10 protein-coding genes and 2 pseudogenes are annotated in these 12,673 nt (G+C 68.2%); all 12 read right to left on the reverse strand.

Features of this window, described 5'->3' with window-relative positions:
- Positions 1-17: 17 nt before the first annotated feature.
- The 12 genes and pseudogenes from ACWGO0_RS21900 to ACWGO0_RS21955 all read right to left on the reverse strand — a co-directional run bounded on the left by ACWGO0_RS21900 (position 18) and on the right by ACWGO0_RS21955 (position 12,343).
- Entirely contained in the window at positions 18-815 is a 798-nt protein-coding gene (locus tag ACWGO0_RS21900; protein WP_453537388.1) for a family 1 encapsulin nanocompartment shell protein, read from the reverse strand.
- Positions 812-1,888: a Dyp-type peroxidase gene (locus tag ACWGO0_RS21905; RefSeq protein ID WP_453537391.1), complete on the reverse strand. Its 1,077-nt coding sequence runs from the start codon at positions 1,886-1,888 to the stop codon at positions 812-814. Before ACWGO0_RS21905 ends, ACWGO0_RS21900 begins: the two co-directional genes overlap by 4 nt.
- A 116-nt stretch (positions 1,889-2,004) precedes the next feature.
- Positions 2,005-2,287 (reverse strand): annotated as a pseudogene (locus tag ACWGO0_RS21910) (NADP-dependent phosphogluconate dehydrogenase); the annotation flags it as partial.
- Positions 2,288-2,553: 266 nt separating this feature from the next.
- Positions 2,554-3,378 carry a hypothetical protein gene (locus ACWGO0_RS21915; protein ID WP_453537394.1) on the reverse strand — a complete coding sequence of 275 codons (825 nt, stop codon included), beginning with the start codon at positions 3,376-3,378 and terminating at the stop codon, positions 2,554-2,556.
- 151 nt (positions 3,379-3,529) lie between these two features.
- Complete coding sequence (locus tag ACWGO0_RS21920; RefSeq protein WP_453537546.1) at positions 3,530-4,072, reverse strand: hypothetical protein; 543 nt, start codon at positions 4,070-4,072, stop codon at positions 3,530-3,532.
- Positions 4,073-4,421: 349 nt separating this feature from the next.
- Positions 4,422-5,214 (reverse strand): annotated as a pseudogene (locus tag ACWGO0_RS21925) (winged helix-turn-helix domain-containing protein); the annotation flags it as partial.
- 194 nt (positions 5,215-5,408) lie between these two features.
- On the reverse strand, positions 5,409-5,825 hold the full coding sequence (locus ACWGO0_RS21930; RefSeq protein WP_453537397.1) for a hypothetical protein: 417 nt from the start codon (positions 5,823-5,825) through the stop codon (positions 5,409-5,411).
- 559 nt (positions 5,826-6,384) lie between these two features.
- Complete coding sequence (locus ACWGO0_RS21935; RefSeq protein WP_453537400.1) at positions 6,385-8,292, reverse strand: helix-turn-helix domain-containing protein; 1,908 nt, start codon at positions 8,290-8,292, stop codon at positions 6,385-6,387.
- 103 nt (positions 8,293-8,395) lie between these two features.
- Entirely contained in the window at positions 8,396-9,775 is a 1,380-nt protein-coding gene (locus ACWGO0_RS21940) for an MFS transporter (RefSeq protein WP_453537403.1), read from the reverse strand.
- A gap of 124 nt (positions 9,776-9,899) precedes the next feature.
- The gene (locus tag ACWGO0_RS21945) at positions 9,900-10,700 is read right to left on the reverse strand and encodes a 3-hydroxybutyrate dehydrogenase (RefSeq protein WP_453537406.1); all 801 of its coding nucleotides are present in this window, start codon (positions 10,698-10,700) and stop codon (positions 9,900-9,902) included.
- Between the two features lie 196 nt (positions 10,701-10,896).
- Positions 10,897-11,559, reverse strand: a complete 663-nt coding sequence (locus ACWGO0_RS21950) for a CoA transferase subunit B (RefSeq protein WP_453537408.1) — start codon at positions 11,557-11,559, stop codon at positions 10,897-10,899.
- A 1-nt stretch (position 11,560) separates the two neighbouring features.
- Positions 11,561-12,343: a CoA transferase subunit A gene (locus tag ACWGO0_RS21955; RefSeq protein WP_453537411.1), complete on the reverse strand. Its 783-nt coding sequence runs from the start codon at positions 12,341-12,343 to the stop codon at positions 11,561-11,563.
- Between the last annotated feature and the right edge of the window lie 330 nt (positions 12,344-12,673).

The raw sequence follows: 12,673 nt of genomic DNA on the forward strand, positions 1-12,673 counted from the left end.
CCCGGCGGCCGTGGTCCTCACGCGATGAGGGAAACCACGGCCTCCGGCGTCAGCATCCTGAACGTGAACGCCTGGTGGAAGTAGAGGTGGATGCTGGTCGCGTCGTGGTGCTCGTAACCGATCGACAGGTCCTGGGCCAGGCACAGTTCGAAGTCGCCGCCACGGGTGGACAGCAGCACCCCGCCGGTCACGGCGGGCGCCCACAGGATCTGGTCGTCGAGCAGCCGGCCCAGATGCGTCGCGACCGGATACCCGTGGTCCGAGGTCTCCGTCGCCTCGGTGAAGGCGTCCGCTCCGAGCAGCAGCCGGTACGGCCCGTCGACACCCGCGAGCCGCAGCCGGGTCAGGGCCTGGCTCACCGCCGCCGGATAGTCCCGCGCATCGGCCGGCAGCGGCTGCGGGGCGTGCGAGGAACCGGTACGCAGACCAGTGATCCCGGCCGCCTGGTACCCGTCGATGACGGCCATGTCCTCGGCGAACGCGCAGGTGCGCGCGGCGTCCTTGACCGGCTGCCAGTCGCTGTCGTCGGAGCCGCGCTCGACGTCGTCGACCGCCGAGCGGGTCACGGTGAACGGCACCCGCCACTCCACGACCGGCATCGAGGTACGGGCCCTGGCCAGCACGTCGGGAGCGGGCGGGTCGATGTCGCGCAGATGACCGTCGCCGACGGCGGCCAGCGTCGGACCGTCGGGGCCGGTGACATCGACGACCCGGCGGCCGGCCACATGACGGCTGAAGGTGCGCCGGGCCTCCTCCTCGATCTGTTCCCAGGCGGCTTCCGTGACGGGGGCGAGTTCGCGGTGGAGGTTGTTCATCGCGGGGTGCTTTCTTGCAGGCTGCCGATTCGCAGCGAGCCCTCGTCCGGCACCACCGCCGGGTCCGTGGCCTGCGGGACCGGCGCGGACGCCGGTTCCGTGAGGGCCTCGGTCCCTGCGCGGGCGGGCGGGGGCGGCGGGGCGTCGAAGAAGTCGGCGCCTGGGGCGTAGAAGTTGGAGCCGGTGACCGCGGTCGAGAAGTCGAGGATGCGGTCGTGCGTGGCGGGCGGCTTGCCGAGGAACATATTGCGGAGCATCTGCTCGGTGATGCCGGGATCGGCCGCGTACGCAATGAAGTACGTCCCGAACTCGCCCTGTCCGAAGCTGCCGAACGGCATGTTGGCACGCAGGATGTCGTGTTCGGTCCCGTCCGGGTCCGTGATGGTGTTCAGGGCGACATGGGAGTCGGCGGGCTTGACGTCGTCGGACAGCTCGATGTCGGTGAACTTCGTCCGCCCGATGACCATTTCCTGCTGCTCCGTGGTCAGCGAGTTCCAGGAGTCCAGATCGTGCAGGTACTTCTGCACGACGATGTAGCTGCCTCCCGCGAACTCCGGATCGCTGTCGCCGACCATGGCCGCGGAGCGCGCGTCGTCACCGACCGGATTCTCGGTGCCGTCCACGAAGCCGAGCAGATCGCGATGGTCGAAGTAGCGGAATCCCTGCGTCTCGTCGACGATCCGCACCGCCCCGCCGAGCCGGTCGAGCAACTGCGCCGCCCACTCGTAGCAGACGTCCATCCGCTCGGCCCGGATATGGAAGATGACGTCACCCTCAGTGGCCGGCGCATGGTGCCGGGGCCCCCGCAGCTCGCGGAAGGGATGCAGTTGCGCGGGCCGCGGGCCCGCGAACAGCCGGTCCCACGCTTCGGAGCCGAATCCCATCACACAGGCCAGTTCGGCATCCGGGAAACGGAAGCCGAGCGACCGGGCCACCGGCGGGAGATCCGGCAGCATGTCGCGTACGGCACCCTCGCCGCCCGGTTCGATCGTGCCGACCAGAATCAGCGCGGCGCTGGTCAGCGGGGCTACGACGGGCTGGACCGCGACCGGGTCCGGGACGGCGTCGGGCATGCGCGCACTCCAGTGGGTGGTGGCGTCGGCGGTACGGGACGACAGCGGCACTCGTCTGCTACTAACCCACGCCGAAGCCCCGCCCGCACCCCGGGAGGGCCACCCGGGCGAAGAGCCCGGTCCGTTCGCCGGTAGGTGTGCGCGCCGAAGAAGTCCCGCCGGCCCTGGGTCAGCGCGGCGGGCGGCCGCCCGGCCCGCAGCCCGTCGTAGTACGAGAGCGCGGCGGCGAACCCCGGGGTCGGCACCCCCCTGGCGCACCGCCTCGGCGATCACCGTCCGTCAGTCGTCCTGGGCCGCGCCGATCTCCAGGGCGAACTGCCGGTCGGAGAGCAGGCTCAGCAACTCGGGACGCGCGTCGTACGCCGACCTGATCCGGTCCAGGAACGCGGCCCGGATGACCGGAAGGTGGGACGCCTTCGCGAACGGCTCCCGACGGACATCCTCGTGCAGTGGAATCGTCCTCTCGGCCTTCGTCACGGTCGCGTGCGCTCCTTCGTCGGAGCACAGGATCAGTCGAAGGCCGCCCTGACATCGGCCGAACTGGGAAAACGCTGATCACGTTCGAGCCGCGTTCGCCACAGACCTAGCTGGGGCTCTGCCCTACTGAACTTGATTGGGTGATGTCGGGTTCGATTGACGTGCCAACTCCCGCCCGTCCTGATCTTTCAGCAGCGGGTCGGTTGCACGCGCTCGATGCGGTCGAGGTCGCCGGTGAGCAGGTCGCGGTGACTGATAGTGAAGTCGCCGTTGGGCAGGGTCTGCCCGCGGCCGTAGTGCTGGCCGACGACGGCGGTGGGGAGAAACGCGCGCAGGCGGTGGCGCATGTCCCCGGGGTACACGACGGGTGCGCCCCAGTCGGAGGGGGCTTGATCGGTGGAGAACAGGACCCAGTGGTCCACGGGCACGGTGGCGTCGAGGTCCGGCGCCTTACCGGTGTGGCAGTCCAGGGCTGGCACGGTCAGCCGGTCGGCGTCGAGGGGTGTGTACCACAGCAGCAAGGGCTTGGCGCGTTGCGCGTCGGCGTTGTCGAAGCAGCACACGGCGATGGTGTGGTCGGGGAAGTGGTCGGCGTAGAAGTGCAGGAGGTCCGGGTCGAGATCGGGGCGCCGGTGCGGCGGCACCTGCCACAGCGCGGCGGGGACCGCGGTGGGGTCGTCTGCCAAGAGCACCGTGTAGACGTCGTGTTCGAAGACCTGGACGGGCTGCGGTTTCGCGCTCATCCACGCAATGCCGTCGGCTGCGGCGGCGACGCCTTCCACGGCGGCGACCATGCGGTGCAGGATGTCGCCGTCGCGCCCGGCGGAGAGGAAGTGCCGGGGTGTGAGCTGCCTGGTGGGTAGGTGCAGCAGCATGGCGTTCGGGCCGTCCGCCAGGTTGACGACTGTGTTTTGGTAGCCCAGCACGTGGACGAGGCCGTGCACGCGGTGGTGCTGGCGCCCGCAGTACAGGATCGTGCCGGAGAACGCGGCCTCACCTGTCGAGATACACATGGCGGAAAGGTACCGCCCCTCTCTGGCGGGCGCCGAGGGGGTCTGGCCTGCTGAGGACCGCTCGACAAGCGCGCCTCCATCTTCCAAGGCACCGTCACCCTTGCCTCGATCAGACTCTGGGGCCGCCCATGTTCCGCCGTTCGGACGGGTTCTAAAACGTCGCCAGCTTCCGCACCACAATGTCGGCTGCTCTTACATAGCGATCCGGCTCGCCCAACTGGGCCTGCCCCAGTGGTCCTGCGTTCTCGCTGTGCGCGACGAGTCTGAAGATCAGTGCACGGACCAGCATTTGCAGCCAGTCAGGGTGACCGCTGCCGGCCGTCAACAGGTCCGACGGGAGGTCGAACCACAGCAGGCCGTCTGCAACCACGATGGCCTCGGCGAATATCGGGGGCCGCCAGTAGGGGGAAAAGTCGATCACAGCCGGCGCTTGATGTGCAGCGAACAGCACATTGCCCGTGAGATCGCCGTGGATGAGTTGAGCTGCGTCCTGCTTCACCGGGCGCCTCAGCTCCAGCAGGGTCGAGAACGGTGTGGCGAGGTCGTCGATTACGTCGATGGCCTGCTCGCCCCACGCGACTCGGTCGGCCACTGCCCAGGGATGCACCTGCCGGTCAAGGAAGTCGGGCCGCGGCAACTCTCGCAGAGCGGCGTGGAAGGCGCGGCCGGCTGAGCACACCGGTCCAGTGCCCATGCGGACCAGGCTGACCGGTCAGGAACTCACTGGCAGTCCAGCCGTCCACGACGCTTCGCCCGTCGGCGGCCCGCAGCGGCAGCGGAACGCGAAAGCCTCTGCATGACGCCAGCTCCTCGAACACAGAAGCCGCCCACTCGACCTCGTTGTCAGGGCCCTCAGCAGGCTTGAATACAAACCCGCCGATGAGAACGCTTCGGCCCTGCCCACCGACCAGCGCGACAGCCGCCCCCTTCACACCGAAAGCATCAAGGACGGCAGGGGCTGGAACGGCATTGCTCGGCAGCTCAGTCACGCCGGGCATCCTGCCGACATCACCCTGCCCACCGCACCTTGATTTCGCCCAACTGCCCCACCCTGCACACAGGCGACCGACAAGATCCGTCGGCCAGGCCCTAAGCCGATGTTTCACGGCCCGGGTGATTCGGCCGAGGTCGGCGGCGGCGAGGTTGCCGAGGTCGCGCTTGACCAGCGACCAGATGCCTCCTGCGGGTTGCGGGGCCGGGGCGTAGGTCGGCAGCTGGAACACGGTGAGCCACTCGGCGCTCGCGGCGATGAACTCCCGCATTCCGGCGGTCAGGTGGAGGCGGACGTTGTCCCGAACCAGCGGAATCGGGCCGCCGACTCGCACTCGGACGACGAGGGTCTGGCCAATCCGGCACCAGGTCTGGCACGCGGCGGATTCATCGACTGCCCGGCTTCGTCCTCGAAGATCACCCAGGCGCCGCGTTCCGCCGCGATGCTCTTACCCGCGGCCAGATCTCCTTCCTCCATGCCTCGACCGCCTCGTCGTCGCGCTCCATCGCCCTTCGGGCGGGCTGCTGCCAGGACCAGGCGTGCCGCTTCAGTAACCGCCAGGTGCCCTCCACGGAGTACGAGACGTGAAGCAGCCGACCGATCAACGACTTGATCCGGGCGAGGGTCCACCGCTGATCGGCCCAGCCGTGTGCCAGCGAGCCGCGCGCCAACCCCCCTACCAGCCTGACGATCTGGGCTTCGCTGAGTTGCGGTCGACCTGGCGAACCCTTCGGCAGCACCCCGTCATCGCCCTGCTCGCGCCAGGCCATGCGCCACCGCTCCACCGGTCGCTCGCTCACCCGCAGCGCAGCAGCGATCTCCCCGTTCTTCTGCTCGCCCTCGAACGCTCCACGGTCTGCCACCTTGCGCATACCTCACACCTCAGAGCTTCCGGCACCAGCCTGCGGCCGCCAGGCAAACGGCCCGACATCACCCATTCAAGTTCGGTAGCAACCCCGTATAAGTGCCTGCTCCAGCCCTCGGTAAAGGCATTCCCTTCGGAACCGATTTCAGGTCGCAGCATGCCGCCGGATCACGGTCAGGGCCTGAAGTAGCTTTTGCAAGCCAGGTCGACGTAGTTGCCGTCATCCAGACAGACCGTGATTTTGGCAGCCCCGCCCGGAACGTCGGCGGAAACGTTAAGAGTGAAGTTGGCCGTCTGGTTGCAGATGACGCCCGTGCCGCCGCTGCCCAGTTGCGTTCCAGCGGCGTCATAGGTGTACATCCAGGTCGCCCGGCATCCACTGGAGCTGATGGCTCGGTGCTGACCGACCAGAGTGACCGACCGGTTGTACCAGGTGGCCGTGCCCGAGGTGTAGGTGGCCCCGTAAGGGACATGGATCCCCGGGGTGGTGGGGTACGCGACGGCCTGCGCGCTCGTCGCCGGCAGCCCGAGGAGCATGCCAGCCGTCAGAGTTGCGGTGCCAAGGCCAGCAGCCATCTTCATACGGCGCATACGGTCTCCCAGATAGAGAAGCGGAAAAACTGAAGAAGCCCTTTCAGCCTGACGAGGGGACACCAATACGTCTACGGACACTATCCGGCCAGATCATTCCTCGAGTTCCCAAGTTCGAGCTGCGTTCGACACCGAACGTTGAACGACAAGTTCAGTACCAGTTTCCATGGCTCCGTTGAGCGTTTGCCCAGATCAGAATTCGTAGGAGGTGGTTTCTGGTGCGGTGTGCGGAGCCGTGAGGCGACGCCGTAGTCAACGGTTCGCTCGATCGACCGCCGGCCGGGACGATGGGTCTGTGGAACTGATCGACGCCTGGAACCGATGGCTTTGCTATCGGCTTCGACGGCAGTCAGACACTCGCCGCGCAGATGGAGGACCAATTCGGCCGGATCTTCCAGGACCCCCGACGCCCTTTGCGTGTCGCGTACTCATCGACCCCGACCACGCGCGGGGCGGGGACTTCCGGGTCGGGCAAGGATTCGACCAGCCGCAGCACCGTGCACGATCGAGGCCAGCCGGAGTAAGTAGCACCGAGACGCACGACGTCCAGCTACTGGTGTCAGCAGAGACCACGTGCGAGGCGGTGGAGACGCAGGGCGAGCTGGATCTCGAGGGCACGTGCCGGGGAGCTCCAGTCCTGGCCGAGAAGGCGGCCGACGCGCTCCAGGCGCTGCACCACGGTGTTGACGTGTACGTGCAGTGCCGCTTTGGTCCTGGTGAGGCTGGCGCCCTGTGCGAAGTAGGCGTCGATGGTACCGACCAGGTCGGTGCCGCGGAGGGCGTCGTAGTCGAGTACCGGGCCGAGTGTGTTCTGTACGTATCCGGTCAGGTCGGCCTGGTCGCCGAGGAGTACGCCGACGAAGCCGAGATCGGACAGGGCCGCGCCTTGGCCGGTGTGGCCCAGGGCACGCAGTGCGGACAGGCAACGGTGGGCGTCGGTATGTGCGGCGGCGAGGCCGGCGGGCCTGGTGGCTGGGCCGGCCGCACCGACGGTGACTTGGGAGCCCACTGCCTGGCTGAGTTCGGCGGCGAGTTCCTGGGCGGCCGGGCCTGCAGCCTCGGTGGGCGTCACGAGCACCACGTGGTCGTGGTGGAGTCCGGCGAGACCGCCGCGGGCCTGGCCGCTCCGTGCGGCCGCGGCGAGCAACCGGTGCCGCGCAGCCACGTCGCTGTGCATCACGAACACGCTGTGGTGCCGCGTCAGGTTCACCCCCAGCCGACGCGCACGGGCAGTCAGTGTGCTCGGGTCTCCGGCGAGGGAGAGCAGGTCGGTGAGGAGTTCTCCACGTACGCGGTCTTCCGTCTCGGCCACGGAGCGGCGCAGAAGCAGGAGCAGCGCGGCGACCACGCTGGCCCGTTCGAACAGAAGCCGGTCGGCGTCCGACAGGTCGGGTTGCCCGGTCAGAACGATGCTGCCGAGCAGCTCCGGGCCGGCCAGCACCGCGCACACCCAGATGCCGTCCAGCGGGACGGCCCGGCCGCTGGCCCTGGAGGCTGCCACCGCAAGGGCGGGCGGGGGCAGGGGTTCGGTTCTGGAGCGCGCAAGCTCGGCGCCGTCCGTGTCGTGGATGAGGATTCCGCAGTCAAGGACGGTGGCAATGGCATCGGCTACGTCGTCGGTGCCGCCGCCACGCAGGACGAGGTCGGTGAGCTGGTCGTGTGCCTGCTCGGCGCGGTGCATGGCCTCGCTGTGCGCCCTGATGGTCTCGGAGGCTGCGTTGAGGTCGACCAGTGCGGCCCGGGTCTCCTCCAGCAGCCGGGCGCTGTCGATCGCGATGGCGGCGTGATCGGCCAGCGAGGAAAGGAGCGCCACCTCCGCGGCAGTGAATTCGCGGGGAGCCCGGTCGGCTGCGTAGAGGACGCCGATGATCTGGGGTCCCACCCGCAGGGGAACGCCCAGGATGGCCCTCAGTCCCTCCTCCAGGACCGCGCTGTCGATCGTGGTGGTGTGGTGGAAACGGGTGTCGGCCTGGTAGTCGTCGGTCACGTAGGGGCGGGCGGTCTGGGCGACCAGGCCGCCAAGACCTTCTCCCATGCCGAGCCGGACTTGCTGGAATGCCGCGGCCACCGACCCGTCGGTGACCCGCATATACGTGTCGCCGGCGGCTTCGTCGTTGAGCGAGAGGTACGTGATGTCGGTGCCGAGCAGCAGCTTGGCCCGGCGGACGATGGCCCGCAGGACCGAGTCCAGATCACGCAGCGCGGCGAGGTCGCTCGCAGTGTCGAACAGCGCGGCCAGCTCCACTTCGCGCCGACGGTGCTGGCTGAGCGTCCGCCGGATGCGCAGGGCCACCTCGGCCGCCTCGGCGACGTCGGACACCTCGTCCGCCGGGGCGCCCCGCTCCTGGGCAGCTGCGGCGGGGCGGGCGAAGGCCTCGGCCGGGGCGCCCTGGGCCAGCAGATCGAGCAGCTGGCGCATGGAACCACGGGAGGGCGGGTTGCCTGAGGCAGTCACGGTGGGGAGCATACGACGATCGACTCCCAAGTGGGTTTCAGCAGGGAATGGTTGGGTATCGAGCTGCCCGCCGTGCCGTTCCGCTGGGACAGCACGGCGGGCAGCTCGATGAGGGTCAGCTGTCGACCGGCACCTTGTTCGGCGCCAGAGCGACGGCGGGTCGGCCGTCCTCGGCCAGGTTGCGGCCGCGGGTCTCCTTGGCGAACCAGACGGTGATGGCGGTGACGAGTGCCGCGAAGCAGAGGTAGATGGAGACCGGAGTGGAGACTCCGTAGTCCTTGAGCAGCTCCACCGCGATGATCGGGGCGAGCGCGCCGCCGATGATGGAGGCGAGCTGCGAGCCCATCGAGGCGCCGGAGTAGCGGACCTTGGTGTCGAACATTTCGGAGATGAAGGCCGCCTGCGGGCCGTACATCGCGCCGTGGAACAGCAGGCCGACAGTGACGGCGAGGGCGATGACCGGGAAGGACTTGGAGTCCAGCAGGGCGAAGAAGGCGAAAGCCCAGCCGGCCATTCCGAGCGCGCCGATCAGGGTGACCGGACGCCGGCCGAGACGGTCGGAGAGCGCTCCCCACATCGGGATGGTGATGAAGTGGATCGCGGAGCCGATGAGTACCGCGTTGAGCGCGTCGCTCTTGGGGAGCTCCAGGTGGACGGTGACGTACACCAGCAGGAAGGCCGTGAGGATGTAGTACGAGATGTTCTCGCCGAAACGCGTACCGATCGCGGTGAGCACCTCGCGCCAGCTCTTGCGGAAGACCTCGACGACCGGGGGCTTCTCCTTGACTCCTGCGGCCGCTTCCGCTTCGGCCTTCGCCTTGGCCTCCAGGAAGACCGGGGACTCCGTGACGGAGATGCGGATCCACAGGCCGATCATGACGAGCACGCCGGAGAGCAGGAACGGAATGCGCCAGCCCCAGGCGACGAAGGTTTCGTCGGACTGGATCGCGGCGAGCAGCGCGAGGACGCCGGTGGCGAGCAGGTTTCCGCCGGGGGCACCGGCCTGCGGCCAGGAGGCCCAGAAGCCGCGGTTCTTGTCGCCTCCGTGCTCGGACACCAGGAGGACGGCGCCGCCCCACTCACCACCGAGCGCGAAGCCCTGGATGAGGCGCAGCAGCGTCAGCAGGATCGGGGCGCCGACGCCGATGCTGGCGTGGGTCGGCAGCAGCCCCATCGCGAAGGTGGCCCCGCCCATCATCAGCAGGCTTATGACCAGTAGCTTCTTGCGCCCGATCTTGTCTCCGTAGTGACCGAAGACGACCCCGCCGAGCGGCCGGGCGGCGAATCCGATGGCATACGTGAGGAAGGCGAGCAGAGTGCCCACGAGCGGGTCGCTGGAGGGGAAGAAGAGCGTGTTGAACACCAGCGCGGCTGCGGAGCCGTACAGAAAGAAGTCGTACCACTCGATGGTGGTGCCGACGAGGCTGGCTGCGACGATGCGGCGGATGCCGCCTCCACCGGACTGCGCGGAGCTTACGGAACTTGCGGAACTCATGGTGGCGTCACCGTTTCATTGGCAGGACGGGGATGATGGGGCGGGGTGCGGCATGCGCCGCGAGCGGTACGAACAGTGGGTCGGTCACCGCCCGGCCGGAGCCGGCGGTGACAGTGGTGTGGCGTCAGTGCGCGCCCCAGCCGCCGTCGAGGGGGAGTGACGCACCGGTGATGTAGCCGGTGTGCGGGCCGCAGAGCCACACGGCGACCGCGGCCACCTCTTCCGGTTCGATCAGTCGCTTGATCGCGGAACGCTCCAGCAGCACGTCGCTCACCACGTCTTCCGGGGCGATACCGTGCGCGGCCGCCTGCGAGGCGATCTGGTGTTCGACCAGAGGTGTACGCACATAGCCGGGGTTGACGCAGTTGCTTGTCACGCCGTGCGAGGCGCCTTCTATGGCGGCGACCTTGCTCAGCCCCTCAAGGCCGTGCTTGGCAGCGACGTACGCGGACTTGAAGGCGCTGGCCCGCAGACCGTGCACGCTGGAGATGTTCACGACCCGGCCCCAGCCGCCCGCGTACATGTGCGGCAGGCACTGCTGGAGCAGGAGGAACGGTGCGGTGACCATCACCTTCTGGATCAGCTCGAACCGGGCCGGCGGGAAGTCTTCGATGGCGGCGACATGCTGCAGACCGGCGTTGTTGACCAGGATGTCCATCTCGTCCGGGAGGCCCCGGACCGCCTCGGCGTCGGCGAGGTCCACGACGTGAGCATGACCGCCGGTGGCGGTGGCGACAGCCTTGGCCGCCTCGGCGTCGAGATCCACCACGTGCACCAGGGCACCGGCGTCGGCCAGGGCCTGCGCACAGGCCCGCCCGATGCCGCTGCCGCCGCCGGTCACCATGGCGGTACGCCCCGTAAGATCCACGCCGCCGGCGGCACCGCGTGCGAAGAGTCCGGGAGCTGCGTGAATTTTCTTCGTCATGGCCGGAAACGCTAGAGATACCTGGCCGGACATCCCATGTTCGAGTTCGCCATAGTGAAGCTTGATGGGGTGTTGCATACAACCACGTCAATAGCAACGAGTGACTGACCCGTGTCGATGCGTCATCGGCGGAGGCGTGAAAAACGGGGCCCTCCGCAGAGGGCCCCGTCGCAGTCGAGCGGTCGTGTCGTCAGTGCTACCCGGCCGAAGCCATGACCGCGAGCTCGTCCGCCACGGCCAGATCGGCTCCGGTCGCTGAACGGACCTGGTCCACGCTCACCCCGGGAGCCAGCTCCCGCAGCAGCAGACCGGTCGGGGTGACGTCGAGAACCGCGAGATCGGTGATCACGCGCTGCACCACACCCCAGCCGGTGAGCGGCAGGGTGCACTCCTCGACCAGCTTGGGTGACCCGTCCCGGGCGGTGTGTTCCATCAACACAATCACCCGCCGGGCGCCATGCACCAAATCCATGGCCCCGCCCATCCCCTTGACCATCTTCCCGGGGATCACCCAGTTCGCCAGGTCACCGAATGTGGACACCTGCATGGCGCCCAGGACCGCGACGTCGATGTGCCCGCCGCGGATCATCGCGAACGACAGCGCGGAATCGAAGTACGACGCTCCTGGCAGGGTGGTCACTGTCTCTTTGCCCGCGTTGATCAGGTCGGGATGGGCCTCGTCCTCGTACGGGTAGGGGCCGACGCCCAGGATGCCGTTCTCCGACTGGAGTACCACCTCGATCCCGGCGGGCAGGTAGTTGGGTATCAGGGTGGGCAGACCGATACCCAGGTTCACATAGGAACCGTCGTCCAGTTCCCGAGCGGCACGGGCAGCCATCTGCTCACGCGTCAGAGCCATCTCAGACATTCCCTTCCTGGCGCGGACGCGCGGTGCGCCGCTCGATACGCTTCTCGGCCCTGGGATTGCCGGCCGGGACATGGACCACGCGCTGCACGAAAACTCCGGGCAGGTGGATCCGGTCAGGGGCAAGTTCCCCCGGCTCGACCAGCTCTTCCACCTCGGCGACGGTGATCCGCCCGGCCATCGCGGCCAGTGGATTGAAGTTGCGGGCCGAGGAGTGGAAGACGAGATTCCCGTGCCGGTCGCCGACTGCCGCCCGGACCAGCGCGAAGTCGGTGGTAATGCCCTCTTCGAGCAGATACGCGCGCCCACCGAACGAACGGGTTTCCTTCGGCGGGGAGGCGACGGCAACGGTGCCGTCCGGGTGGTGACGCCACGCCAGCCCGCCGTCCGCGATCTGGGTGCCCACGCCGGCCGGTGTGTAGAACGCCGGAATACCCGACCCGCCCGCCCGCAGCCGCTCCGCCAGGGTGCCCTGCGGCACCAGCTCCACCTCGAGTTCACCGCCGAGATACTGGCGGGCGAACTCCTTGTTCTCGCCCACATAGGAGCTGGTCATCCTGGAGATCAGGCCCTCCCGCAGCAACAGGCCGAGACCCCAGTCATCGACCCCGCAGTTGTTGGAGACGACACGCAGATCGCCGACCGCCCTGTCGAGGAGGGCGTGGATCAGCACGCTGGGGATCCCGCACAGCCCGAAGCCCCCCACAGCCAGCGACGCCCCCTCGGCAATGTCCGCGACCGCGTCGGCCGCGTGGGCGACCACCTTGTCCAAGCTCATCCGAAGGTCCTTCGCTCTGGTGCTCCGCGGCAGGGGCCGCATCGACATCAGCCGACACTAGGAACCACCACTGCCGGGCAACCATGGCGCTCGACCACATAACTTGGACTGGAATCATGGTGACGAGCGAAAGATGCCGGCCCAGTTGTTCGCGATGCTGTTCACGTAGTTCCGCGGTACCTGCGGTAGACGTCCTCCCTTATTTCGTATGAAACGTCAGGCTGTCACTCGGTGGTGGGGCGAGCGGACATGCGTGGCGTCGACGGCGGCAACGGCCACTTCGGCTCCACCTGTTGTGTGGTTCCTAGCCATGAGTGCGAGCAGTGGCCG

Source organism: Streptomyces sp. NPDC055749 (assembly GCF_053617235.1).

Coding starts and splice junctions, on each gene's coding strand:
- ACWGO0_RS21900 (WP_453537388.1), bottom strand. CDS start 815: ATGAACAACCTCCACCGCGAACTCGCCCCCGTCACGGAAGCCGCCTGG.
- ACWGO0_RS21905 (WP_453537391.1), bottom strand. CDS start 1,888: ATGCCCGACGCCGTCCCGGACCCGGTCGCGGTCCAGCCCGTCGTAGCC.
- ACWGO0_RS21915 (WP_453537394.1), bottom strand. CDS start 3,378: ATGTGTATCTCGACAGGTGAGGCCGCGTTCTCCGGCACGATCCTGTAC.
- ACWGO0_RS21920 (WP_453537546.1), bottom strand. CDS start 4,072: ATGGGCACTGGACCGGTGTGCTCAGCCGGCCGCGCCTTCCACGCCGCT.
- ACWGO0_RS21930 (WP_453537397.1), bottom strand. CDS start 5,825: ATGCGCCGTATGAAGATGGCTGCTGGCCTTGGCACCGCAACTCTGACG.
- ACWGO0_RS21935 (WP_453537400.1), bottom strand. CDS start 8,292: ATGCTCCCCACCGTGACTGCCTCAGGCAACCCGCCCTCCCGTGGTTCC.
- ACWGO0_RS21940 (WP_453537403.1), bottom strand. CDS start 9,775: ATGAGTTCCGCAAGTTCCGTAAGCTCCGCGCAGTCCGGTGGAGGCGGC.
- ACWGO0_RS21945 (WP_453537406.1), bottom strand. CDS start 10,700: ATGACGAAGAAAATTCACGCAGCTCCCGGACTCTTCGCACGCGGTGCC.
- ACWGO0_RS21950 (WP_453537408.1), bottom strand. CDS start 11,559: ATGGCTCTGACGCGTGAGCAGATGGCTGCCCGTGCCGCTCGGGAACTG.
- ACWGO0_RS21955 (WP_453537411.1), bottom strand. CDS start 12,343: ATGAGCTTGGACAAGGTGGTCGCCCACGCGGCCGACGCGGTCGCGGAC.